This is a genomic window from uncultured Bacteroides sp. (genome assembly GCF_910586915.1).
Taxonomy (GTDB): domain Bacteria; phylum Bacteroidota; class Bacteroidia; order Bacteroidales; family Bacteroidaceae; genus Bacteroides.
This window is the reverse complement of the sequence record NZ_CAJULN010000044.1, coordinates 1-22,085: the sequence shown is the minus strand read 5'-3', so window position 1 is coordinate 22,085 and position 22,085 is coordinate 1. Positions and strand designations below refer to the sequence as shown.

The 22,085-nt window shown below is 48.8% G+C and carries 28 protein-coding genes and 2 pseudogenes; 8 read left to right on the top strand and 22 right to left on the bottom strand.

Annotated elements, in window-relative coordinates:
* Window positions 1-254, top strand: a pseudogene (locus QZ331_RS12295) (site-specific integrase); the annotation flags it as partial.
* 253 nt (window positions 255-507) lie between these two features.
* Here QZ331_RS12295 and QZ331_RS12290 read toward each other — a convergent pair.
* The 12 genes from QZ331_RS12290 to QZ331_RS12235 are packed head-to-tail and all read right to left on the bottom strand — an operon-like array spanning window position 508 to window position 11,724.
* Window positions 508-1,830: a sigma-54 dependent transcriptional regulator gene (locus tag QZ331_RS12290; RefSeq protein ID WP_294630630.1), complete on the bottom strand. Its 1,323-nt coding sequence runs from the start codon at window positions 1,828-1,830 to the stop codon at window positions 508-510.
* Window positions 1,823-4,132 carry an ATP-binding protein gene (locus QZ331_RS12285; protein WP_294630628.1) on the bottom strand — a complete coding sequence of 770 codons (2,310 nt, stop codon included), beginning with the start codon at window positions 4,130-4,132 and terminating at the stop codon, window positions 1,823-1,825. The genes QZ331_RS12290 and QZ331_RS12285 overlap by 8 nt, the downstream gene beginning before the upstream one ends.
* Window positions 4,132-4,923: a twin-arginine translocase subunit TatC gene (gene tatC, locus QZ331_RS12280; protein ID WP_294630626.1), complete on the bottom strand. Its 792-nt coding sequence runs from the start codon at window positions 4,921-4,923 to the stop codon at window positions 4,132-4,134. Before tatC ends, QZ331_RS12285 begins: the two co-directional genes overlap by 1 nt.
* Before the next feature lie 3 nt (window positions 4,924-4,926).
* A complete protein-coding gene (tatA, locus tag QZ331_RS12275; RefSeq protein WP_294630634.1) occupies window positions 4,927-5,121 on the bottom strand; it encodes a twin-arginine translocase TatA/TatE family subunit in 195 nt (64 codons plus the stop codon).
* Between the two features lie 17 nt (window positions 5,122-5,138).
* Window positions 5,139-5,708, bottom strand: coding sequence for a flavodoxin (locus tag QZ331_RS12270; protein WP_294630624.1), 570 nt, complete (start codon window positions 5,706-5,708; stop codon window positions 5,139-5,141).
* 8 nt (window positions 5,709-5,716) lie between these two features.
* Window positions 5,717-6,532, bottom strand: coding sequence for a carboxymuconolactone decarboxylase family protein (locus QZ331_RS12265; RefSeq protein ID WP_294630622.1), 816 nt, complete (start codon window positions 6,530-6,532; stop codon window positions 5,717-5,719).
* Between the two features lie 6 nt (window positions 6,533-6,538).
* Window positions 6,539-7,534, bottom strand: coding sequence for a flavin reductase (locus tag QZ331_RS12260; RefSeq protein WP_294630620.1), 996 nt, complete (start codon window positions 7,532-7,534; stop codon window positions 6,539-6,541).
* Window positions 7,535-7,547: 13 nt separating this feature from the next.
* On the bottom strand, window positions 7,548-8,714 hold the full coding sequence (locus QZ331_RS12255; protein ID WP_294630618.1) for an iron-containing alcohol dehydrogenase: 1,167 nt from the start codon (window positions 8,712-8,714) through the stop codon (window positions 7,548-7,550).
* A 20-nt stretch (window positions 8,715-8,734) separates the two neighbouring features.
* Window positions 8,735-9,304: a sugar O-acetyltransferase gene (locus tag QZ331_RS12250; protein WP_294630616.1), complete on the bottom strand. Its 570-nt coding sequence runs from the start codon at window positions 9,302-9,304 to the stop codon at window positions 8,735-8,737.
* Window positions 9,305-9,306: 2 nt separating this feature from the next.
* Window positions 9,307-10,353 carry a cyclophilin-like fold protein gene (locus QZ331_RS12245; RefSeq protein WP_294630614.1) on the bottom strand — a complete coding sequence of 349 codons (1,047 nt, stop codon included), beginning with the start codon at window positions 10,351-10,353 and terminating at the stop codon, window positions 9,307-9,309.
* 13 nt (window positions 10,354-10,366) lie between these two features.
* Window positions 10,367-11,491, bottom strand: a complete 1,125-nt coding sequence (locus tag QZ331_RS12240; protein WP_294630612.1) for an aldo/keto reductase — start codon at window positions 11,489-11,491, stop codon at window positions 10,367-10,369.
* A gap of 14 nt (window positions 11,492-11,505) precedes the next feature.
* Entirely contained in the window at window positions 11,506-11,724 is a 219-nt protein-coding gene (locus QZ331_RS12235; RefSeq protein WP_294630610.1) for a hypothetical protein, read from the bottom strand.
* A gap of 162 nt (window positions 11,725-11,886) precedes the next feature.
* Here QZ331_RS12235 and QZ331_RS12230 point away from each other — a divergent pair, with 162 nt between their 5' ends.
* A complete protein-coding gene (locus QZ331_RS12230) occupies window positions 11,887-12,792 on the top strand; it encodes a helix-turn-helix domain-containing protein (RefSeq protein ID WP_294630608.1) in 906 nt (301 codons plus the stop codon).
* Window positions 12,793-12,981: 189 nt separating this feature from the next.
* Here QZ331_RS12230 and mobA read toward each other — a convergent pair whose 3' ends face one another.
* Complete coding sequence (gene mobA / locus QZ331_RS12225; RefSeq protein ID WP_294630607.1) at window positions 12,982-13,404, bottom strand: conjugal transfer protein MobA; 423 nt, start codon at window positions 13,402-13,404, stop codon at window positions 12,982-12,984.
* A gap of 280 nt (window positions 13,405-13,684) precedes the next feature.
* On the bottom strand, window positions 13,685-14,152 hold the full coding sequence (locus tag QZ331_RS12220) for a DUF3408 domain-containing protein (protein ID WP_294630632.1): 468 nt from the start codon (window positions 14,150-14,152) through the stop codon (window positions 13,685-13,687).
* Between the two features lie 409 nt (window positions 14,153-14,561).
* Here QZ331_RS12220 and QZ331_RS12215 point away from each other — a divergent pair, with 409 nt between their 5' ends.
* Both QZ331_RS12215 and QZ331_RS12210 read left to right on the top strand, forming a co-directional pair.
* Window positions 14,562-14,873, top strand: coding sequence for a helix-turn-helix domain-containing protein (locus QZ331_RS12215; protein WP_121735084.1), 312 nt, complete (start codon window positions 14,562-14,564; stop codon window positions 14,871-14,873).
* Between the two features lie 98 nt (window positions 14,874-14,971).
* The gene (locus tag QZ331_RS12210; protein WP_294630606.1) at window positions 14,972-15,232 is read left to right on the top strand and encodes a helix-turn-helix domain-containing protein; all 261 of its coding nucleotides are present in this window, start codon (window positions 14,972-14,974) and stop codon (window positions 15,230-15,232) included.
* Window positions 15,233-15,327: 95 nt separating this feature from the next.
* Here QZ331_RS12210 and QZ331_RS12205 read toward each other — a convergent pair whose 3' ends face one another.
* The 6 genes from QZ331_RS12205 to QZ331_RS12180 all read right to left on the bottom strand — a co-directional run bounded on the left by QZ331_RS12205 (window position 15,328) and on the right by QZ331_RS12180 (window position 19,620).
* Window positions 15,328-15,525: a hypothetical protein gene (locus tag QZ331_RS12205; protein ID WP_294630604.1), complete on the bottom strand. Its 198-nt coding sequence runs from the start codon at window positions 15,523-15,525 to the stop codon at window positions 15,328-15,330.
* A 65-nt stretch (window positions 15,526-15,590) separates the two neighbouring features.
* Entirely contained in the window at window positions 15,591-16,433 is an 843-nt protein-coding gene (locus tag QZ331_RS12200; protein WP_008761211.1) for a hypothetical protein, read from the bottom strand.
* Between the two features lie 152 nt (window positions 16,434-16,585).
* Window positions 16,586-16,792, bottom strand: a complete 207-nt coding sequence (locus QZ331_RS12195; RefSeq protein WP_294630601.1) for a hypothetical protein — start codon at window positions 16,790-16,792, stop codon at window positions 16,586-16,588.
* Entirely contained in the window at window positions 16,761-17,135 is a 375-nt protein-coding gene (locus QZ331_RS12190; RefSeq protein WP_294630599.1) for a hypothetical protein, read from the bottom strand. The genes QZ331_RS12195 and QZ331_RS12190 overlap by 32 nt, the downstream gene beginning before the upstream one ends.
* Window positions 17,136-17,156: 21 nt before the next feature.
* Entirely contained in the window at window positions 17,157-18,377 is a 1,221-nt protein-coding gene (locus tag QZ331_RS12185; RefSeq protein WP_294630591.1) for a site-specific integrase, read from the bottom strand.
* A gap of 13 nt (window positions 18,378-18,390) precedes the next feature.
* The gene (locus QZ331_RS12180) at window positions 18,391-19,620 is read right to left on the bottom strand and encodes a site-specific integrase (RefSeq protein WP_294630590.1); all 1,230 of its coding nucleotides are present in this window, start codon (window positions 19,618-19,620) and stop codon (window positions 18,391-18,393) included.
* Between the two features lie 279 nt (window positions 19,621-19,899).
* Here QZ331_RS12180 and QZ331_RS12175 point away from each other — a divergent pair.
* Together QZ331_RS12175 and QZ331_RS12170 are read left to right on the top strand one after the other, a co-directional pair.
* Window positions 19,900-20,112: pseudogene (locus QZ331_RS12175) on the top strand (tyrosine-type recombinase/integrase); the annotation flags it as partial.
* A 10-nt stretch (window positions 20,113-20,122) separates the two neighbouring features.
* Window positions 20,123-20,479, top strand: a complete 357-nt coding sequence (locus QZ331_RS12170) for a RhuM protein (protein WP_294630588.1) — start codon at window positions 20,123-20,125, stop codon at window positions 20,477-20,479.
* 80 nt (window positions 20,480-20,559) lie between these two features.
* On the opposite strand, the gene QZ331_RS12165 is transcribed toward QZ331_RS12170, so the two are convergent.
* Together QZ331_RS12165 and QZ331_RS12160 are read right to left on the bottom strand one after the other, a co-directional pair.
* Window positions 20,560-20,862, bottom strand: a complete 303-nt coding sequence (locus tag QZ331_RS12165) for a helix-turn-helix domain-containing protein (RefSeq protein ID WP_294630586.1) — start codon at window positions 20,860-20,862, stop codon at window positions 20,560-20,562.
* 30 nt (window positions 20,863-20,892) lie between these two features.
* Window positions 20,893-21,192 (bottom strand): helix-turn-helix domain-containing protein, encoded by a 300-nt coding sequence (locus QZ331_RS12160; RefSeq protein ID WP_294630584.1) that lies wholly within the window; start codon window positions 21,190-21,192, stop codon window positions 20,893-20,895.
* 201 nt (window positions 21,193-21,393) lie between these two features.
* Between QZ331_RS12160 and QZ331_RS12155 the strand changes: the two genes are divergently transcribed.
* Together QZ331_RS12155 and QZ331_RS12150 are read left to right on the top strand one after the other, a co-directional pair.
* Window positions 21,394-21,762 carry a helix-turn-helix domain-containing protein gene (locus QZ331_RS12155; protein ID WP_294630582.1) on the top strand — a complete coding sequence of 123 codons (369 nt, stop codon included), beginning with the start codon at window positions 21,394-21,396 and terminating at the stop codon, window positions 21,760-21,762.
* Between the two features lie 3 nt (window positions 21,763-21,765).
* Window positions 21,766-22,085: helix-turn-helix domain-containing protein (locus tag QZ331_RS12150; RefSeq protein ID WP_294630580.1), on the top strand; the 320-nt coding region annotated here is incomplete at its 3' end.

Genomic DNA, 22,085 nt, shown 5'->3' with positions numbered 1-22,085 from the left:
CCGACATGCGCAACCTGACGGAAGAGAATATCCGCACCTATTTCGACGAACACGAGTGGATAAACATCAACCGCCAGAAGACGGGTGTGGTGTCCAACATCCGCCTGCTCGACATAGCGAAGCGCATCATCGACAAATACCGGGGTCTGTGCAAGGACGGGAGGATATTCCCCGTTCCGCACTACATGACCTGCCTGTACGGAATCCGTGCCGTCGCCAAGCGTTGCGGCATCACCAAGCATATCACGTGGCACCACGGAAGACATATCGAATCTTCTTTATCGTTGAAAATAAACAGTTTACAAAGATTCTTTTCTTAACAGGTAACGATTTAGAAACGAGCGAAGTTCTGTATTCTGTCCTGTTCTGCATCAATCAAAAGAACGCATTTTCTAAACGCAAAGGTAGCATTATTTTTTGAAATTCACACCTTTGCAAAAGCGGTATTTTCATAACACCTGTTGATTTTATCTTTATCTTCATAGCCCAATCTTAGCGAATTTTCGGCTATGGCTGCTGAAATTTATACTTCAATCCATATTCTTCCAGTTTGCTGTACAGCGTTGTACGTCCTATTCCGAGCAGTTCGGCGGCAACCTTGCGGTTACCGTTCGCCTGCTTCAACGCGCGTAAGACACGCTCCTTGTCTTCCGCATCGCTGCGCAGGGCGAAGCTGACAGGTGAGGTCGCCCTCGTCACGGCAAGTTCCAGATGCTCTTTCGTGACAAGACCCGTCTGTGCCTGCAACACCGCGCCCATGATTTTCTGACGAAGCTCGCGGACATTGCCCGGCCACGCATGGGTCAGCAATGTCTTGCGGGCTTCACCGTCAAAACCGATGACATCGCATTCCAGTTCCTGATTCGCAATTTCGCGAAAGAACTCAGCCAGCGGCATGACGTCCTCCTGACAGTCGCGCAACGGCGGGACGGTTATCTCAAAGTCGTGCAGACGGTACAACAAGTCCTGCCGGAAACGCTTTTCATTGACCGCCTTCTCCAGATCCTCGTTGGTGGCGGCGATGATGCGGACATTGAAACTCCGGTCAGACTTGTCGCCAACGGGACGGAACCGCCGTTCCTGTATGGCGCGCAGAAGCATCTGCTGGGTTTCCGGTGCGAGGTTGCCCACCTCGTCCAAGAACAGCGTGCCGCCTTCCGCCTCATGGAAATAACCTTTCTTGGCACTGTCCGCACCTGTGAATGCGCCTCTGACGTGTCCGAAGAAAGCCGACGGCGCAAGTTCTTTGGTGAGCGAACCGCAGTCCACAGCCACAAACGGCTTTCCTGCCCGCTTGCCCTTGTCGTGCAGCAGGTGGGCGATATGCTCCTTGCCCGTGCCGTTCTCCCCGAATATCAGCACGCTCATGTCGGTGGGGGCTACCAGCCTTATCCGCTTCATGATGGCTTGGAACGCCGAGCCGTCACGCGAGAACAGGGGCATACGGCTCCGTCCGGTGTGCCGTTCTTTCAATATGTTCCGTAGCAGAGGGACGAGTTTGTCCTCCACAAGCTGCTTGGGTATGTAGTCCAGCGAGCCGAGTTTCATGCTTTCCACCGCCGTATGCACTTCGGCATAGTCGGTCATGATGACAAAGGGCTGCATCCTGCCCTCCTTGCGCATCCAGCGCAAAAGGTCGATACCGTTGCCGTCGGGCAGGCGCAGGTCGGAAACCACGATGTCCCCGTCTGCGGCTTGTTGCAGATATTTCTTCGCGGTCGAGAGGTGGAAAGCCTGCACGGTGCGGAATCCCTCGCGTGCCAGCAGGTTGCAGACAAACTCGCAATACACGATGTTGTCCTCCACCACGATGATTTTTGTCTTATCCATTTTCGTATTTTCTCCTTTCTTCTTTTGCCAGCCGGATTATCTCCGAACCCTTATCCAGCACAGCTTTTACAGCATTGCCAATTGTTTTATCGTCAGGCGTGCCATCGCAATGAAGCAGTTTATAAAGCTCCCTTAATGGCTGGTCGGCACGGAGTATCTCCCATGAACTTCGCAAGTGGTGTGTCAGGGCGTCCAGTTCCTGAAGGTCTTTCCGTAGCTCTGCCTCCCTGACTGCCTGCATTTCCTTTTCGGTTTCCGTTATCAGTTTATCCAGCATGACGGTTTCATTACCGTAGGACAGCAGGGAGGTGAAATCCGGCTTTTCATTCCGGTTGCCTTTCATGGCGCATTTGTCTGAAACCTCCATCAGTTCCGATATGGAGAACGGTTTGAGCAGGCAACCGGAGAAACCACGTTCCATAAGTTCCTCCTTGCTGCAACTGCCCGAAGCGGTTGTCACGACTACCGGGATAGTCTTTGAATTGCCCACATTGGAGGTGCGCAGCAGTTCCAACAGCTCAAAGCCGTTGATCTCCGGCATGTTCAGATCTGTCAGAAGCAGGCTGTATGTTTTCCGGCGTATCATTTCCATCAGTTCCGCAGCATCGGTGCAGGTTTCGCAGTGTATCCCTTCCTGTGCATACATTTCTTTCAGCATCAATAGTAACACCTCGTCATTGTCGATGGCAATGACATTATGGAATGTACGGTCATGATGAATCCGTGTCTGATTTATCCGTTCCGGCTGTTCCCCGGCTGTCTGCATGGGTATTTCCACCGTGAAACGGCTGCCTTTGCCTTTCTCGCTCTCCAGCCGTATCGTGCCGCCGAGCATTGACACTATACGCTGAACGATGGACAGTCCAAGTCCGAAGCCGTCTTTTGCGGCGGCGTTTGACAGACGCTCAAACGCGCCGAACACCCGTCGCTGTTCCTCTTCAGTCATGCCCGTACCCGTATCTTCGACGGTAAGTTTCAGGACGCCGTTATCATAGTCCGTTGTCAGAGAAACGCCACCGTTCTCCGTGAACTTGATGGCGTTTGACAGCAGGTTGTTGCCGATTTGCAGGATACGTTCCTTATCAGTCAGGACGACTGTATCCGTTTGATTAATTACGGTAAGAGCCAGCCCCTTGTTCATGGCAATGGGCGTAAACTCCATTTCAAGAATGTGCGTGATTGTTGAAATCCGGCAAGGAGAGAAATTAGGCTGCTCCTTGCCGTTATCCAGACGGAAAAAGTCAAGCAGGGTATTGAGCATTTCGCGCATACGGTCGGAAGATTGCCGGATATTTTGAACATACACTTTGATTTTATCCATGTTGCAATCTTTCTGCATCAACCCGGCATAGCCTGTGATTGCCGTCAGCGGTGTGCGTAACTCGTGGGTGATAGTATGTACCGCTTTCTTGCGGGAGGCTATCAGTGCCTCGTTTTTCTCTGCCGCTTGTTGTAGCTGTTTGATTAAATTTGTCGTTTCCCGTTTGTACCGCTTGATACGGTTAGTATTTCGGTGAATTATGATATATGAAATGACCAATAACAAGAAGACAAATCCAGTCAAGCCGCCGATTTGTATAAATGATTGCTCACGCATTGCGGCTATCTCTGTTTCTCGCTTTTGCAGGTCGGCTTGTACCTTACTATCTATCTGGCAAATCAAGCCTTGTAATTGTCGGTTAAGTTCTGCATTTCGTGCAGCAAGGCTGTCAGCGTGTACTGAAAGACGATGGCTTTGCGTTTGTTGTTCGGCTATCATGTTCCGGTTAAGTGAACGGAGCATCGTGGTGGTTATGGTAGGTTTTGCTTCCTCTTTTTTACCAAAGATGCCCAAGAATCCTTTCCTTTTCGTTTTCTTAGGTTGCTCTTGAGCACTCTTCTGTACGATTACGGGTACTTGACGAGTGATCTTATCATTGATGGCTTGTTGTTGTTCAAGCACTTGCACTATTTGGTGCATCTGTCGTTCCTTATCTTCGAGAAGATGACGTACACTGTCTATGCGCTCTGCCGGATAGGTAACATTGAAACGGCATAGCATACTGTCCATTGCCATACGTCGGGTATGGTAATGTTCCAAATCTTCATCATCCCATTCTAATATCGTTTCACCTAATAGGGAAAACTCTATTAGTCGAATATGCACATCGTTTATCTCTTTCCGTAACTCGTCAATCTGTCGGTTGTCTGATTCCAAATTTTCTATTTCCTGCCATTCATGATTCCAAGTATAGACGATTCCGCCAATTAACAACGTAATCAGGAAGTATCCGGAAGCAACTATTTTTTGAATCTGTTTCATTATATGTTTACTCTTGTATTAGTTTTATTTACAATGAATATACTCACTTCATACAGCAACCACATCGGCAAAGCCACAAGTGATAGCGTGAACACGTCCGAAGTTGGCGTGATGATGGCTGCCACTACAAGAATAATTACGATGGCGTGTTTACGGTAGCGGCGCATGAAGTCGGCTGAGAGTAACCCCAATTTAGCAAACAGCCATGATAAAATTGGAATCTCGAATACAATACCCATTGACAGGCACATCAGCACAAGGGTCGAGATATAGGAATCAAGCGTAATCAGATTGGCGACGTCCTCGCTGACCTGATACATACCCAAGAATCGAAATGTCAGCGGGAAAATCAGAAAATAACTGACCAATATTCCGACCACAAACATAACATAACCTCCGCCGACTACCCGCATAACATATTTCCGTTCGTTGGTATATAGAGCCGGAGATACGAATCTGAACAATTGGTAGATAATGTAGGGTGACGCACACAGTACGCCGGCACACAATGCCGTCTTTATGTGGATAATGAATTGCTGTGCCAGTCCTGTGTTGATGAGTAGCACGGCAAAACTTTCTGTTTCACGGCCAGCCCATGCTGCAATCCAGTTGAAAAGGCGATATGTGATAAAACCGTCGTTCTTCGGAGCGAGAACAACTGCAAACAGCTCCTCTTTGAAACAAAAGGCGGTGATACCGAACACGGTGGCAATGGCAACGATTTTGACAATCACCGCCCGCAGCACGTTGAGATGTTCCCAGAAGGATTGTTTGTCCGTGTTCGCTGCCATCCATTATTCTTTCTCCACCGGTTCTTCCTCGATTTCTTTCTCCATATTGTTCATTCCTTCCTTGAACGAACGTACTCCCTTGCCAAGACCTTTCATCAGTTCGGGAATCTTCTTGCCCCCGAAGAATAGCAGCACGACCAATGCGATCAGCAGCACTTCCTGCATACCCAGACCGCCGATAAATAAGGGTATCATAATATTATGTTTTTAAGCGATTAGAATCCTAATTTCTCGATCCACGTGCGAATGGTTTTATCGTCGGCATGGTTGAGCAATCGTCCCTCTTTCCAATTCAGTGCGGGGTAGGTTTTCTTCAATGCCGCCGCACTGCTTGCGAGCGAACTGCCGCCCGATGTGGCAAACGGGATGACGGTCTTTCCTTTCAGGTCGTGGCTTCCGATGAACGTATTAATAATACGTGGCGCAAAATCCCACCAAATGGGATAACCGATGAAGATGACATCGTAATCGGTGATGTTTTCCTTTTTGCTCTTGATTGCCGGCCGCGACTTCGGGTCGTTCATCTCTACCGAACTGCGCGACTGTTTGTCGTTCCAGTCAAGGTCGGTACTCGTATAGGGTTGTGCAGGCACAATCGCATAAAGCTCTCCGCCCGTAGCCTTCGCCAGTTTTTCGGCTACTCGTGCCGTCGTTCCCGTCGCCGAAAAATAGGCTACCAGTATTTTGCTGTTTGATTTTCCTTTGCTCATATCTTGTCTTTGCTGTGCGTCGGTGGCGGTCGCTATGCCAACCACCGACAGCAATATCAATAAGAATCTATACATGATGTTTACTATTTGAGTTTGTCATATTCTTCGTCGGTGACCGGTTCCAGCCATTCATTGGAAGTGTTCTCACCTGATACCTCGAATGCAAGGTGAGCGAACCAGCTATCGGCTGCCGCACCATGCCAGTGCTTCACGCCGGCGGGAATGTGGATGACCGTGCCGGGCAAAATCTCTACCGCTGGTTTGCCTTCTTCCTGATACCAACCACGTCCGGCCACACCGATAAGCATCTGCCCGCCGCCTTTCGTCGCTTTATGGATGTGCCAGTTGTTGCGGCAGCGAGGCTCGAAAGTCACGTTGGAAATATTCACCTGCTCACGCGAAACAGGCGAAAGGTAACTGTTACCGGTGAAATATTTGGCATACGCCGTGTTGGGTTCGCCGATGGGGAAAATCATTTCGCGTTGGAATGCTGCCTTGGAATCCTCGCCGGCCGTCTCTTCCGCCCATACGTCTTTCGCCAGACGGAATGCCGCCCATGCCTTCGGCCAACCCGCATAAAAACCGATATGCGTGATGATTTCGGCGATTTCGGTGCGGGTGATGCCGTTGTTTTTCGCCGACTGCAAATGATATGTCAGCGAGTTGTCCGTAATCCCCTGACTGATAAGCGATGTAATTGTAACTAAGCTCCGGTCACGAAGACCGAGCTTGTCGGTGCGGCTCCATACCTCGCCGAAAAGGACATCGTCGTTGAGTTCTGCGAATTTCGGGGCGAACTCGCCTAACTGGTCGCGCCCGGCTGTCTGTACTATCTTTTCCTGTGCCATAACATTGAATGTTAAAACGGTGAATACTGTAATTAAAATAATTCGGTTCATGATTCTTTATTGAATGAAGTTATTGATTCGGTTCGCAGGGTTGAGCGGAGTCTGGTCAGCCAGCACTAATGACTTAACCATGTGTAGCGTTCCCTGTTTGTATTTCTGAAAGTGTTCCGAGGCGATGTGCTTCTCGTATGCCTCGCGGCTTGCGTATGTTTCAAGAATGGTTACCTTGTAGGGATTCTCCTTTTCGCTGACGGCGTACATCGTCAATACACCCGGTTCGGTACGCAGGGAGACTTCGCCCACCTCAGTTGCGTATTTCATATACTCGTAGATATGCTGCGGGTAAACCTCGATTTTCGACAGGCGCACGATACCGTTGGCGGTCATCGGCTCCTTGACGCACATTCCCGGCTGCTTATCCAAATTCAGGCATTTGCCGAGAATCTCTCCGGTGGCAATGTAGGAATAGGTCGGAAACTCGAACAGCACGGGTTTCAACCGTGTATAATCGAGTTTCCCGTCAGCGGAAAGTACATCGGGAGCGGCGTAGGTGTTGGCAACGGAGCAGATGAAGTTGTCGAAGCCTTCGGTTTCATATATGTCCACCACGTCACACTCCATCGTCAGTGGCGAGGCATCGATTACTGGCGTGCCGTTCTCTCCCCAATGGTATTCGAATACGTTTGATTTATCGACCGATGCGCCACTCACGCTGCCCACATAGTCGGCTTTCGGCAGCATTTCACGACTGACGAGGTTTATAGAAAGTTTTTTGGAATCTTTTATCCCTTGATTGGTATGATGGCTTTTGCTCATGCTCACGAGAATCCGGTCGTGACCGATGATACCCGTATGCCCCACGACGAGCCAGTTCACCTTGCCCTCGACCTCCGCACCGACAATGGTCATCGGTTTGGGATAGAGAGCAAGCAGGCTTCCGATATTCTTTTTTCCCATTTCCGTACTGTTTTGTTTGTTCCCCTCCTTTGCCGGTTGCGTATTGCACGACAGCAACAGTAAGAGAAACAAGATGGTCAATATCGATTTTCTCATCCTCAAAATGGTATTAAAGACTTTGACGCAACACTTCGATTACATCCTCACGGGTGAGGATGACATAGCCGCTTTCGTTGATGGGGCACGCATCGGCCATCCCTTCGAGTTGCGACGCATTGGCACCGCAAGCCGTGATATCCATCGCCAATCCCAGTTCCCGCATCCATGCCTCCATCTGTGCGAGCCCTTCCAACGCGATTTCCTTGTTCGTCTTTCCGGTTGGGACAATATCCCACACAGCGGTTGCCAGCCGGCGGAATTTCTCCACCGCCTCTTCGGAACGCCCGATGAGCAGACGGTAGTAAGCCCCGCTGACAGCCGAGAGCGTATGCCCGTGGGTAGCGTCGGTATAGGCGGCTACGGCCTGCCCCAGCATGTGTACCATCCAGTCGTTGGGTTTACCGCAGGCGATAAGCCCGTTCAAAGCCCATGTCGCAGTCCACATGATGTTGCTGCGTGCCTCGTAATCCTCCGGATTGCCGAGCACTTTCCGTGAGCTGACAACGAGGGAGCGCATCAGCCCTTCGGCGATGTAGTCGGTCGTGTTGTCGTCCGTCCCCGAAAGGTATTGTTCCAGAATGTGCGACATGATGTCGTAAATGCCCGCCACCGTATGATGTCTGGGCACGGTATAGGTGTAAACGGGATTGAGGATGGAGAAATCGGGATTGCGGAAATAATAGAATTTTTTTCGATTTTCGCTGTGCTTGGAGATGACGGCGCAGCTGTCCATTTCCGACCCCGTTCCCGCCATCGTGAGCACGCAGCCGACAGGAATCCACTGGCAGGTCATTTCTCCGAAATTATTGAAATAATACTCCCACGGGTCCTGCTCGCAGTATGCGGAACCTGCCACCGCCTTGCAATAGTCGCAGACAGACCCGCCGCCGACGGCAAGAATCAAATCTACTGCTTCTTTCTTGGCGAGTGCCACACCCTCCATGACCTTCTCGATGGTGGGGTTGGGCATGACGCCCGACAGTTCGACCGTCTGTTTTCCCGCCTTGCGGAGTTCTGCCAGTACCGCATCGTAAATGCCGTTCTTGCGGATGGAACCGCCGCCGTACACCAGCATGACTTTTTCTCCGTACTTGCCCAGTTCTTTACTCAGATTCTCCAATGAGTTTTCCCCGAAGTATAGTTTCGTGGGATTGTGAAAAGTGAAATTGCCTAACATATCAATTTGTTTTTAAGTTATTATTTGCTGTTAATATTCTTGATGAACCGTGCCGGGACGCCGCCCACGACCGTACCTGCCGCTACGTCTTTCGTAACGACTGCGCCTGCCGCAATAACGGCATTGTCACCGATGGTCACGCCTTGCAGAATGGTGGTGTTCGAGCCGACCCACACGTTCCCGCCCAGCACGATAGGTGCAGGATAAGTGGATTTTCGTTCTTCTGGTGCAAGACCGTGGTTGAGCGTGGCAAAGACTACATTATGACCTATCTGGCATCCGTCGCCTATCATGACTCCACCGTGGTCTTGAAAATGACAGCAGGCGTTGATAAACACATTTTCGCCTACGGTGATGTTTTTACCGAAATCCGCATAAAGGGGTGGGAAAACGCGCAACGATTGCGGAACTTCATAGCCGAACAGTTTGGATAACAGTCCACGTACTTCATCCGGCGTATGATAAGCCGTATTCAGACGGAAAGTGACGCGACGGGCTTCGTTGCTCATCTCGTCCATAAAACGGTGTATTTCCTCTGTATCAAGAGGCTTGCGTGTCTTTACGTATGTCTTGAAATCTTCTATCGTCATACTTATTGTCTTTCAAATTTTACTGTTATATCTCCTCCGATATTCAGAGCTTCGATACCATTGCCGTCGATACGGCCTATTTTAATTAGGTCGTTGCTATGTGACCAGTTCTTGCAGAAAATCGCCACGTTGCCCCACGGCGCATAAATCGTGATGTCGCCTGGCGTGGGCGCACAACCGCGTGTCACGCCTTCGGTCGTCATAGCCGGATCGGGATAAAATATTTTCTCGGTCGTGTTGTTGTAGTCGTTCAGCGTAACCTCCAACGGCAGACGGGAGAGGAAATCCCGACCTGCCGCATTGTCTTCCATCGTGGCGGTAATCGTGCGGTCGCCAATCGAGATCTTCATTTTCAGGGATGTTTCGTCTGGTGTTTCCGATTCTTCACGGCTCGCTCCGATTTCTTCAAGCCATGACGGGACTCGTGTCGCCATTTGCGAAAGCCCCGAAGAGGTCAGCAATAGGGTACGGTCGATGATTGTCGCATCGGGGCAAAGGCTACGGGCCTCGCTGACCGAAGCGGAAATGCCGCTGCTACCGCTGGTGGCGAATAGTGCGATTCGTTTTCCGGTGAGTTTTGAGGCATGGGTGTGCAGGAACGTCTGCATCGGTGTCGCCATGCTGCCGTACCAAATCGGGTAACCGACGAACACGATGTCGTAATCGTCGAAACTGTCTATCGAAGTCTTGACAGGTGGATAATTGCCCTGACGGATGGCTGCCAGTTCTTCCTGCGAGCGTTCCAACATGGCGTTGTAGTCATTGTTGTATGCCGTTTCCGGCTCTACTTCGAGAATGTCGCAGTCGAGTGTCGTCTGAATCAGTTGCGCCACACGCTCGGTATTGTTCGTGCGGGAAGCATAAAGGACAAGGTAACGGCCGTTCCCGCCAGGGGCAGGTGTGTCAGGATTATCGTCGGAATCACCACCACCCGGATTTTCCGGCTGTTCGGGCTGTTCAGGAGTGAACGGCTCGTCAGAACCGCCTCCGCAAGCCGCCATAGACAAGGCGGCAAGCAATAAAAACGGAATCAATAAAATCTTTTTCATACTTTAATATTCTTTATTTGTCGATTTGGCTTTCGGTGAACGGGTCGGCACGGTGTCCCATGAGGTCGATTGCAGCGTATTCCTTGTCGAACTCTTCCATTTCGTATGGAGCGAGACGAACGGTAGCCGCACCGAGAAAATCATCTAAATGGGCAGGATTGGTCGTGCCGGGTATCGGGGCTATCCACGCCTTGCGCGAAAGCATCCACACGAGGGCGAACTGCGCCGGAGTAATGCCTTTGCGCTCTGCCCATTTACGGACAAGTGCCACGAGCGGCATATTGTGTTTCAGCGCTTCGGGGGTGAATTGCGGCAGGTTCCATCGGCGGTCTCCCTGCTTGAAGCGGCTGCTCTCGTTGATTACGCCCGTGAGGAAAGCACGGCCCAACGGACAATAGGGCACGAAACCGATGCCTAACTCTTCGAGCGTCGGAAATATCTTCGTTTCCGGTTCGCGCCACCAGATGGCATACTCACTCTGCACAGCCGACAAAGGGCATACGGCATGGGCGCGACAGATAGAACGTGCGCTGGCTTCCGACAGTCCCCAGTGCAAAATTTTTCCCTCCTGCATCAAATCCTTGACCGTGCCGGCAACCTCTTCCATCGGTACGTTCGGATCGACCCGGTGCTGGTAAAGCAGGTCGATGTGGTCGGTGCGCAGGCGGCGCAACGAACCTTCCACTGCGCGACGGATATGGTCGGGTCGGCTGTTGAGTGCGGTCGGCTTTCCTTCCTCCACGCCGAAGCCGAACTTCGTACCGATTTTCACCTTGTCACGGAACGGGGCGAGTGCCTCGCCGACCCACTCTTCGCTGGTATAAGGCCCGTACACTTCCGCCGTATCGAAAAAGGTCACTCCTTTGTCGTAGGCACGGCGGATTAAGGCGATCATTTCCTGTTTGTCATACTTGCCGCCGTAATAGCCCACCATCGGCAGGCAGCCCAGACCGATGGCCGACACGTCCAACCCTCCGAGATATCTGTATTCCATATTCCCCGACGGATTATTTCCGTTTGAATAACCGTTTTTAGACTGCAAGGTAGATTGAGCAAAGACTTTCGACAATCCCGTCCATTCTCCGGCAGCCAGTAAAGCCGTCATCGATGACATTTTCAAAAAATCTCTTCTGTCCATAAATCCTGTAATTTTTAAGAATGACCTCCATAAGTCAAGCCCCGCATGATCTCCATTTCATTATCTTCCAACCGGAAAGTTATGAGTTCGTTTTCCTGTTCCGGGCAAATCCCGTCCTGTACGAGAAAACATCTCACCACGTTTTCGGCAGAGGTATGATAACGGTCGGCAAAGAAGCACACGACTTCATCTTCATACAATTCCGCTGGAATGTCAATTCGTTCATTCATCATTTGATTTCTTTTGATGATGCAAAATTACCGGGTTACACGACGGTGGACTTAACGATAAGTGGGTGACTTGTACCATTTTTACTGAATTAACGCCCTATATTCGGCTATGTGATTGAAATGATGTATCTTTGCATTCGCAAGAAAGGAGTTATACAAGATGCTATGAACAAAATTTTGAAGGTCAAAAACGTGGGCGATTATAGCCGGTGGGTAGGACATACCGACAGGCATCCGCTGGTCAGTGTCATTGACTACGCGGAAGTGTCCCCTGTACGTCATAGCCTGAACAATTACAGCATCTACGGTATTTTCTTTCATGACGAAGCTGAAATAGACTTGGCATACGGTTGCGGGAAATACGACTACAAGAAAGGAACTGTCATCTGCGTGGCTCCCGGTCAGATCGGAGGGAAAGAGGACAACGGCGAACGGGTGATGCTGACGGGCTGGGCGTTGCTGTTCCATCCCGACCTGTTGCACGGCACCCCGTTGGAAAAGGCGATAAAGAATTATTCCTTTTTCGATTACCGTGTCAATGAAGCCCTGCACATGACCGACGAAGAACACGGTATCTTGACATCGCTGATGCGCCAGATAAGGGATGAACTCCAGAAAAGGCACGATGAACTTCAAAATTCTATAATTGTGGGTTATATTGAGTTGGTCCTAAACTTCTGCCAGCGTTTCTACAACCGGCAGTTCATTACCCGGAAACTCGATAATTCGGATATGTTGATGAAATTCGACCGTTTGTTGCACGATTACTTTGACGGGAACATGCAACTGACACACGGCTTGCCAACGGTGCAGTATTGCGCCGACAAACTTTGCATGTCATCGAATTATTTCGGGGATATGATAAAAAAGACAACTGGCGATACTGCGAGCAATTACATCCGCCAATATATCATCCAACGGGCAAAAAACGAGCTTGCCACCGGTGAAAGCATTGCACGGGTAGCATACGGATTGGGCTTCGAATATCCCCAGCATCTCAGCCGGATGTTCAAGAAACTGACAGGAATGACACCATCGGAGTATTGTGTAAGCATTCAAAAAAGGAAATAAGTGTATAACCCAAATAGGAGTCGGCTTAATCCTATAAGAATTAGAGCCGACTCCTATTTTATATTTTCATTCCTTTCGGTCGGTTTTCATCCTTAAACTGAAAATCCGGACGTCTGATGATGACATATGGTCGGCAATGAAATTGCCTGACGGACTTTGCTCATTCACCTGACTGTAAATCTGCGAGAATTATTCCTTCTGTTGTTCCCACTTGGCATACATCTTCCTTGAAAGTTCCACAATCTCCCGGCTCAGCTTCACAAGGTCTATGGTATGTTTCTCCAACTTGTAGAGCAACGCCATCGCCTTCTTCTCCGAAAAATGGATGCGCAACTCTTTAACGACCTGATTGTAGTTCGTACCGATGGCACGGAACTGGGCGTGGAAGTCCGACAGTTTGGTGTAGTAGTCCACCAGCGTCTTGTCCACTTTCAGCACCTTGAACTTCTGTCCGAAGAAATGCGCTTTGAGAAAGACGGCTTTCGCATACACGTTCGATTCCTCGTACATCGTCAGGAACCTGTTCCATTCCACATCGTCGAAGCGCACCATCACGCAGTGCGTCTTTGGGTTCAATTTGGGATTTCTCCCGTACTTGCTCTTCTTTTTCATTCTTCTTATTCTTTTAATTTTATGGCTTGTCCATTGTTTAATCTTTGATTAAGGAACCCCGAAATTATCCGACTGCGGAGGATAATTCTGCCCACGGCGGTGAAGGTGTTTTCAGTTACTTAGAATTATTCGGGTAACTGAAAATATATCTTGCTGTGTCTTTGAGGACACAAGAATCCTCCGCTTGTCGGATTGGTTTGTGAGTATAATAACTCATTTGGAATATCGGTCAAGCCGATGGAGTGTATCCACCGGCTTGACCGGTTCTACCGTAATCCGCTCAGAGTTTGCGCCACTGCTCGATATCCTCCCGGTAGGTTTCAAGGTGCAGGCGGGCGAGGTTCTCGATAAGTCCCGATGCGCTCATGCCACGCCCGCCGAGACGGCGGACAATCCCGTCCAGTCGGTCACGCACCTCACCGCTGACGAACACGGGTTTGCGGTCGGTTATCTTGGGAACTTGCAGGTAAGCGGTACGGTACTCGTCCAGCGACAGCCTGCGTTGTTTGCTGCTGACACGCTTCTGTGGCACTGCCACATCTTCGGGCGTTCCGCCTGACGGTTCATCCACCGTAGCTGTTTCCGCTTTTTTCGTGACGGTCTTGCCGGGTTGTGCCAGCGGTTCCGGATCCAGACCGATATTCCGGTAGAAGTCGTCCATAGACTTCTCACTGCGGGATTCCCTGCGTCCCATTCTTTCCACGATTTCACGAGCCTGCTGCTCACTGATACTTGGTTCTCTTTTCATTGTCATAAAACATATTGATTAAGTTATTACTGTGGTCTTGGTCTGTGCCTTGACCGATTATCGCAAGTAAAGTAAGATACTTTAGTGCAGTCAGTCAAGCGTTTGGAGCCGATCAGGCAATTTTGTGCGATTTTGCTTTATGGTGACAGAGATATTGGTGAGGACTTCACAGATTCGCCGGACGTGAATAGCCGGAAGAACAAAGGTGCGATTACAGTCAGGTTTGAATTAAGCCCTTATTTTCACTCTTGCCACATTGCTGATTTCCGGAATTAAGAATATAGCCCCAATCTGTGCCAACCTCTACCAACCTGTGCCACATGCTTCCACTTCCGGGAAATCCATTGCCGGATAACAGATTATGTATTCCTTTGCGGCAAAAGAAACAGTAACAATAAAAAGTATGTATATGGAAATCGTATCAATTGAAAGAAAGACCTTTGAGGCGATGGTCGCCAAGTTCGACCGTTTCGTCAGTCGCATGGATGCCATCTGTCATCGGCACGGAGAGAAGACAATGGGCGAGTGGATGGACAATCAGGACGTGTGCCGGATGCTCAACATCAGCCCACGCACATTGCAGACCCTTCGGGACAATGGGACGCTGGCTTACTCGCAGATAAACCACAAGACCTACTACCGTCCTGATGATGTACAGCGCATTGTTTCCGTTGTGGAGGACAGGCGGAAAGAGGCGAAGTTCAAAGGAAGAACTATATAAACTTGATGAAATGAACGAAGTAAACTAACAATACCCACTAAATCCAAAGTAACATGAATGAACTGATTAACAAGGACAGCGAGTGAATAATCCACTTCATGGGCAGTCTCGACCGTCTTTTGGACAGCTTCGAGCATCTGACCGTCAATTACCGCCCGACATTGAACGGTGAGCGTTTCTTCACCGACAAGGAAGTGTCGGCACGGCTGAAAGTGAGCCGCCGGACACTTCAGGACTACCGGAACGAAGGGCGCATAGCCTATATCCAGTTAGGCGGTAAAATCCTCTACCGTGAATCCGACATCGAAAGGATGCTTGCTGACGGCTACCGCTCCGCCTATCGGCTGACAGACACATGATTTTCTTGAAGGAGCGCAGTTTGCCGTCTGCCCTGTGATTGCATCAGCAACGGACTTTCGGCAAAAAGAGAAAGGAACGGCTTACGGACGGAGCATCAAAATTCCGCTTCGTCTGTAAGTCGTTCCTCTCTTCTTTCTTCTGATTTCCCATCAGTCGCTTGTTTCCGTTGCCGGATGCTCTTCAAACGTATGGCAGGCAGTGACAAGGTTTTCGGGTTGAATACGCTACGCAGGAGGAAGATTCTGCCCGAAACGGCTCTGCCGCCCGACCTTGCCGCTGCCGTCAAAGCCATGCGTACCTTTGCATCCGTGCATCGAGAACGAGTGGCTGACGGAAGAATATAATTTTAGCGACATTTTATCGAGTTGAAAAATACTCTTCTCTTTGTCGATAAATTTTATCCATTAAATATTTGAACATCCGATGATCTAGCTCTCCCCCACAATTCATCATGATTTCCTCTGTATCACGCATCAACTTTGTATATTCCCGATCAGCTTGTTCTATATCCATTTTCAAAGAAGAAATTTTATCTAATTTATTAACAATTCGTTCATACTCAATAGCTGCAATTGAGCTACGCCTAGATATACCTTTTCGCCCCTCGTGTACCATCATTTCCATCATCATTTTCAGGTCATTCATTTGTGAACGCATAACATCTAAAGCAAGTACTTCTTTATTAGAATTGTCAAGATTGGGTATAATAGCAGGAGAACTTAAGGCCATTAACTTTACAATAGAATTTATATTTCCAGAATCTCCTTCTGCCGCTTTAGTTGCTTCAATAGCTTCTTGTAGACTTTTTTGGCTTTCCAGAACTTCATGATATTTCATCTCTTTTGAATATTCAAGATATCTCAAGGGAGCAATATCAAATATTTTAGGAGTACCTTTCTCTTGTATTAATACAACAGGCTTATCAAATGCCTGTCGTATTCCCAATTCAAACAATACATTAGGATTACGTGTACTTAAATCACAAACAGCTATCGGAGCATCTATAAGCTTTTTCAGTATATCTAAATGGATAAAGTTTGTTTCCTTTACTTCATCTGCCCTTATTGCGGTAAACTCTGTTTTATCTATTGCTGGTTTTATAATATCGTCATAGACATGAGCAAAATGTCCTTTTTCATACCCATCACAATCAGCAATAGGCATGATTACAAAACAATTTTTATTTTCTCCTTTTGACATATCGTATTGAATTAGAATGCAAATATAGGAAATTCCTTTGAGAATGTATTATAAAACAAGTCTTTATATAGCTCTACAGCTATAAGAACTAAGAATAAAGATTTAGCAGGCCATATCATAAAGCTTTGTTATCATGACATTTTATTTTCTTTTCAGTTGCTTGTTTCCGTTGCCGGATGCCCTTCAAGCGCATGGCAGGCAATGGCAAGGTTTTCGGGTTGAATACGCTCCGCAGGAGGAAGATTCCGCCCGACCTCGCCGCTGCCATCAAGCCATACGCTACCTTTGCATCCGTGCATCGGGAACGAGTGGCTGACGGAATGAACCTCAACTATACCATCGGTTGTCGCTTCTGCCACAGGAAACAAACAACGTAATCGGTGTTTCTTTCAGGGTTGAACTAATTTTACTGATTATAAACCGTCTGAACAAGACACTCTCTTTACTGCATATCCTGAATGCAACGGCTATAATCACTTCAATGTTATAGACATCGTAACTGATGCCATCCGGTTGCTTGAGATACTTCATTGTGTCAAGTTCGTTCAGTTCCTTGTTCTTGTAAATGGTATGAATCGCCTTGCGGACATCGCATGAGAACACACCGAACAGGTCGGCTATCTCAAATTGTGTCATCCACACGGGTGCTGCCGGCATAATGACTACACCCGTTTCACTGATTGTTATTATTCCTCTGTCCATAATGTACTGAATTGATACTGTTTACTTATTGCTGTCTGTCTTTTCGCCGATAGATTGTATTTTCCTGCGTTCCATCAGTTTGTCCATGTCCTTTGAGATTTTATCATCGGTTATCCGTGCGTAACCCTGTGTCGTCCGGATATTGGAATGCCCCATCATCTTGGCAATACTTTCGATAGGTATATCCGCCGAAATCAGGAATGTTCCGAAGCTGTGCCGACTTTGATGATAGCTCAAATTATCCTCTTTGCCTATGATAACACCCATCTCGTGGATATCAAACCAGAGGGCATCACGGCTCGGAAGAGGAAATACGGGCTGTTCGTCATCGGTCGTATTGTACAGTGACAATATCTGCTCCGCTATGGGATGCAGGGGGATGAACGCCTCCACATTTGTTTTCTTGCGGTTGATGCGGATGTAACATCTGCCTTCTGCATTGCGTCCGATATGATGCGGGTGCAGAAGCTTTATATCCACATACGCCAATCCCGTCAGTGTGGAAAAGATGAATGCCCGTCTTGCAAGCTCCTGACGCTTATCATACATCGGGGTGGCAAGGATTCTCTTGAACTCCTCACGGCTGATGTACTTGTGCCTTGCTTCCGGCTTTGGTTCGTATTCCAGATCCTCGCAGGGATTCACACGGATAATCTCTTTATCGACAGCCAAATAAAGCAGACGGTTCAGCCAGCATAGGCATTTGTTGGTCTGGGAAGCCCCGAAATTCTTGCATTTCTTAAGATATGCCTTGTAAGATTTGCCGAAATCTTCCGTCACTTCCTCAAAGGCGATGTCTTTCTTCCCGAAAGAAGCGAGATAATCCGTCAGGTACTTCTGATAGTACATGGAGTGGCGGTAGGAAGATATGGAATCTATTTCTACTGAATGTTTCCTTAACCGCTCCCTTTCCCATTCCCCCATTTGCAGAAGGGTAACCGGATGAATATTGTTCATGGCGATATGGTTCTTCAGTATCTCCGCACTGACCACGCCTTGCGATTTCAATATCTCTAAGTAGGCTTCTTCCATCAGACGCAGGTATTCCCGTAAGCGGTTGTTCTCCCTGATGGTCTTTATCTCGTTTTTCTTTCTGTTCCAGTCTTCCGGGCGGCAATAAATTCCCGTACTGATGACGGTCTGTTTTCCGTCAATGGTTATACGGCAGAGTACGGCAGTCGTTCCGTCAGCCTTTGTCTTGCTGCGGTTGATATAGGGTAACAATGAAAATGTGCTTCGCATATCGTTTTATGTATTAAAGTGTTAATTGAAAATCTTCGGTAGCTTTGATAAACTTATCCATGTCCTCGAAAAGTTTCTTCGGGCTGACACGGGCATAGACCTGAGTGGTGGAAATATCGGAATGTCCCAACATTCGGCTGATGGTTTCTATCGGCACACCCGCTTCGAGTGTTATCAGCGAAGCAAAACTATGGCGGGCCTGATGATAACACAAGTTATCCTTGATGCCTGCCAGTGCAGCCAACGCTTTCATGTGCCGTTTCATGTTCGGGTGGTGGATTATCGGGAAAAGCGTTTCCCGTGTTTCGTCCTTGTATCTCTCAAGTAGTGCCAACGCTTCGGGAAGCAGTTTCACGCTCGCCCGATGTTCATTTTTCTTTCGGCGGTATTTCAGCCATAATGCTCCGCTTTCGTCCGTGTACAGGTTCTCGTCCGTAATGGAAACCACATCAGCGTATGACACACCCGTATAGCAGGCAAACAGAAAAAGGTCGCGTGCCAGTATGTGCGTCTTCCTGTATGGCGGTATTTCCACGTCACGGATTCTTTCGAACGATTCGCGGCTCAATGCACGTGGTGTCCTTTCTGATTGCCGGGGCAGGGCGAAATGTTGAAAATGGCATTTCTCGGAATACCCTTTCTTGTAGGCAAGGCGGCAGATCTTCTTCAGGATGGCAAGGTGGTGGCGGACGGTATCTATCGCATAGCCTTTCTCTTCCGTGACGAATGTCTGATAGTCGTGGATGAACTGTTCCGTCAATTGTCCGAAAGCCAGATCCTTGACCTTGTACTTGGTTTCGATGAACTCCCCGAGTGTCAGCCGCATATAGTGATAACCGGGATAAGTCCCTTTTGCACGGTCTATGCCGATACGTGCCTTAATGTCGTCACAGATTGCATCTGTCATTTTCATGAGGGTCATCTGCGTTTCCATGCTACCTTGAAAAAGGTCTTTCACATCGATGGCGTCAAAACCAGCCTTACGGGACACAAGGCTGTCGAATGCGGCGTTTACCGCCAACAGCAGTTTTTCAATCCTGGTATTGGTTTCCACAGCTTCCTTGCTCTTGCCGTTCAGACGGCTTTCACGTGGATTCCACAATTCAGGCGTGCAGGACAGCTTGCATCCGAACTGTGCCATCGTGCGGTTCACGGTGATTCTTCCCATTATCGGGGCTTTACCCGATTTGTCCAGTCCGCTCTTTTTGAGGTAGAGCAACACCTTGAATTTTTCTACTTTCATACGCTTATATTTTTTAGTGCAAAATTACTTGCCGTATAAGCGTTCTTTGATATGCAAAATGCTGTGTATGAGCGCAAACAAAACGGTGAGGGTTTCTTTTCATTGCCTGCCGTTACCTATTCCCGTTTCGGTAACTGCCCGGCTAACGGTTTGGTAACTGAACAACCTCAATATTCCGTTATTATTTGCATTTTCTCCACTTGGCAGAATGCTGAAACAAAGCTCATTTCAAACGGTTTACGTTTTATCTTCACCTGTCCGCTTTTCCTTGCACAGCCTATCACTTTCCATTGCGCCCGCCACACGGCAGCCACGACGGTGTTCCTCTCCAACGGAGTGCCTATCGAAACTGTGAGTTCCATGCTGGGACACAAGAGTATAAAAACGACGCAGATTTACGCTAAGATAACCAAAGAGAAGCTCAACCAAGACATGGAGAACCTTGCCGCGAGGTTGGACAGTGTTGAGGAATTTGCAGGTTGTACCATCTAAAAGAGAAGCCATGAAACGTGACATAATCATCATAGAGGACAAGGCGGTCCGCGTAACCGGTAACGAGATATGGATGACCGCCGGAGAAATCGCCGGGCTGTTCCACACGGGCGTCCCGGCAGTGAACGCCGCCATCAGGGCGGTTCTAAAGACGGACGTACTGAGCGATTACGAAGTGTGCCGCTACATACAACTTGAAAACGGGTTGTACGCGGATGTTTACTCGCTTGAAATCATCATTCCCGTCGCCTTCCGGCTGAACACTTACTGCACGCACGTGTTCCGCACGTGGCTGGTGGGCAAGGCACTCTCGAAGGAGAAACGGCAGGCATACGTGATGTTCATACAGAACGCCGGATATTGCTGAACCACGCATACGCACCGGCACAAAGGAAACGGGCAGTTCCATTTTAGTGGGGCTGCCCGTTTCCTTTTCTACATAACCGCCTATTTAACAGGCTTCCGATAATTTGTTTCCAACACCTCGCGCAGCCCCGATTCGGGATAAAGCACCTTCCCTCCCAAAAGAATGAAGGGCAATACTCGGTTGTTCCGGTATTCCTGCAAGGTACGGCGGCTCACTCGTAACAATTCGGACACCTCCTTGTCCGTCAGATAACGCTCCCCGTCCAGCGGAGGACTGTAATTTTCAAGAAAGGCAGAAAGCCATTTCGATTGTTTCTGCATCTCCTGCAACAGTACGGTGACTTCCTCAGTGTCCATAGTGACAACTTTGTTTTCTTCGTTCATTCTGCATACGATTTTTAGGTGAATAATTGATTAACGCTCTGTCGGATAAATCGTCCCGATTAACGGGATAACCCTCTTCACATCCTCCGGCTTGTAATAAAACCGATAACCGATTTGCGAGTAACCTATAAATCCCCTGTCACGCAGTTTCATCAACGTGCGGGGGCTGATTCTCAACTGCCGACATACCTCGTCACCGGTAAGCCATTTGGCAAGACGTTTTTCATCTCCCTTGCGCTGCAAGGCGGCTACTTTTTCAACGAAAGCACCCATCCGTGCCATCATCTCGTCGAAAGTCTTCTTCTCAATAGATACTATTTCCATATTCATACAATTTAGTGTTTTCCGCAAAGGTAACGATATAGACCGGAATCCGAACCGGTTATGTCTGAATGGCAGCATGTTGCGCCTATTGTCCGGTGAACGGAGCCATTCCAGATAAAAATTTTACGTGAGTCACGTGATGGGTTGTTAAAGACGCTTTTGTCAATTACCGAACTTTGCCGCAGAAACGATAAAAAACAAATGAATATGAAAGTGATAACAATGGAAAGCTCCGCTTACAAGGAGTTAATGGAACAGATTGCGGAAATTGCCGGATATGTTCGCGAATTGAAAAAGGAAAGGCAACGGCAGGAAGCAGAAAAAACCGACAGGCTTCTTGACACAGCCCAGACCGCAGCAATGCTGAATGTCAGTATCCGTACCCTGCAACGTATGCGGACCGACCATCGCATCGAGTATGTAGTGGTCCGCGGCAGCTGCCGTTACCGGCTCTCCGAGATACAGAGGCTGCTTGATGCGGGTACTGTCAATAAAAAGGAAGAAACGATTGATGCCCTGCTCCATAACTTTACGCTGCGCACGGGCGGCGGCAAACCCAAAGGAAGGAGGACGTAACGTATGGAACTGCTTACCCGAAACAATTTCGAGGACTGGATGCGGAAGCTGACGGAACGGCTCGACCGTCAGGACGAACTGCTGCTCTCCTTGCAGCCGTCCGGCAAAGCCCCGGACCTGATGGAACGTATCAGGATGTTCGACAACCAAGACCTCTGTATGCTGCTCCAGATCAGCAAGCGTACCCTGCAACGCTACCGCAGCATCGGCGCATTGCCGTACAAGACGCTCGGCAAAAAGACCTATTACAGCGAGGAGGACGTGCTGACGTTCCTTTCCGGACACGTAAAGGACTTCAAAAAAGAAGATATAGCCTTCTACAA

Bases quoted from the DNA above. Each gene is read 5' to 3' on its own strand.
- QZ331_RS12290 (WP_294630630.1), bottom strand. From the start codon at position 1,830: ATGGATAAGACAAAAATCATCGTGGTGGAGGACAACATCGTGTATTGC.
- QZ331_RS12285 (WP_294630628.1), bottom strand. From the start codon at position 4,132: ATGAAACAGATTCAAAAAATAGTTGCTTCCGGATACTTCCTGATTACG.
- tatC (WP_294630626.1), bottom strand. From the start codon at position 4,923: ATGGCAGCGAACACGGACAAACAATCCTTCTGGGAACATCTCAACGTG.
- QZ331_RS12270 (WP_294630624.1), bottom strand. From the start codon at position 5,708: ATGTATAGATTCTTATTGATATTGCTGTCGGTGGTTGGCATAGCGACC.
- QZ331_RS12265 (WP_294630622.1), bottom strand. From the start codon at position 6,532: ATGAACCGAATTATTTTAATTACAGTATTCACCGTTTTAACATTCAAT.
- QZ331_RS12260 (WP_294630620.1), bottom strand. From the start codon at position 7,534: ATGAGAAAATCGATATTGACCATCTTGTTTCTCTTACTGTTGCTGTCG.
- QZ331_RS12255 (WP_294630618.1), bottom strand. From the start codon at position 8,714: ATGTTAGGCAATTTCACTTTTCACAATCCCACGAAACTATACTTCGGG.
- QZ331_RS12250 (WP_294630616.1), bottom strand. From the start codon at position 9,304: ATGACGATAGAAGATTTCAAGACATACGTAAAGACACGCAAGCCTCTT.
- QZ331_RS12245 (WP_294630614.1), bottom strand. From the start codon at position 10,353: ATGAAAAAGATTTTATTGATTCCGTTTTTATTGCTTGCCGCCTTGTCT.
- QZ331_RS12240 (WP_294630612.1), bottom strand. From the start codon at position 11,491: ATGGACAGAAGAGATTTTTTGAAAATGTCATCGATGACGGCTTTACTG.
- QZ331_RS12235 (WP_294630610.1), bottom strand. From the start codon at position 11,724: ATGATGAATGAACGAATTGACATTCCAGCGGAATTGTATGAAGATGAA.
- QZ331_RS12230 (WP_294630608.1), top strand. From the start codon at position 11,887: ATGAACAAAATTTTGAAGGTCAAAAACGTGGGCGATTATAGCCGGTGG.
- mobA (WP_294630607.1), bottom strand. From the start codon at position 13,404: ATGAAAAAGAAGAGCAAGTACGGGAGAAATCCCAAATTGAACCCAAAG.
- QZ331_RS12220 (WP_294630632.1), bottom strand. From the start codon at position 14,152: ATGAAAAGAGAACCAAGTATCAGTGAGCAGCAGGCTCGTGAAATCGTG.
- QZ331_RS12215 (WP_121735084.1), top strand. From the start codon at position 14,562: ATGGAAATCGTATCAATTGAAAGAAAGACCTTTGAGGCGATGGTCGCC.
- QZ331_RS12210 (WP_294630606.1), top strand. From the start codon at position 14,972: ATGGGCAGTCTCGACCGTCTTTTGGACAGCTTCGAGCATCTGACCGTC.
- QZ331_RS12205 (WP_294630604.1), bottom strand. From the start codon at position 15,525: ATGGCTTTGACGGCAGCGGCAAGGTCGGGCGGCAGAGCCGTTTCGGGC.
- QZ331_RS12200 (WP_008761211.1), bottom strand. From the start codon at position 16,433: ATGTCAAAAGGAGAAAATAAAAATTGTTTTGTAATCATGCCTATTGCT.
- QZ331_RS12190 (WP_294630599.1), bottom strand. From the start codon at position 17,135: ATGGACAGAGGAATAATAACAATCAGTGAAACGGGTGTAGTCATTATG.
- QZ331_RS12185 (WP_294630591.1), bottom strand. From the start codon at position 18,377: ATGCGAAGCACATTTTCATTGTTACCCTATATCAACCGCAGCAAGACA.
- QZ331_RS12180 (WP_294630590.1), bottom strand. From the start codon at position 19,620: ATGAAAGTAGAAAAATTCAAGGTGTTGCTCTACCTCAAAAAGAGCGGA.
- QZ331_RS12170 (WP_294630588.1), top strand. From the start codon at position 20,123: ATGAAACGTGACATAATCATCATAGAGGACAAGGCGGTCCGCGTAACC.
- QZ331_RS12165 (WP_294630586.1), bottom strand. From the start codon at position 20,862: ATGAACGAAGAAAACAAAGTTGTCACTATGGACACTGAGGAAGTCACC.
- QZ331_RS12160 (WP_294630584.1), bottom strand. From the start codon at position 21,192: ATGAATATGGAAATAGTATCTATTGAGAAGAAGACTTTCGACGAGATG.
- QZ331_RS12155 (WP_294630582.1), top strand. From the start codon at position 21,394: ATGAAAGTGATAACAATGGAAAGCTCCGCTTACAAGGAGTTAATGGAA.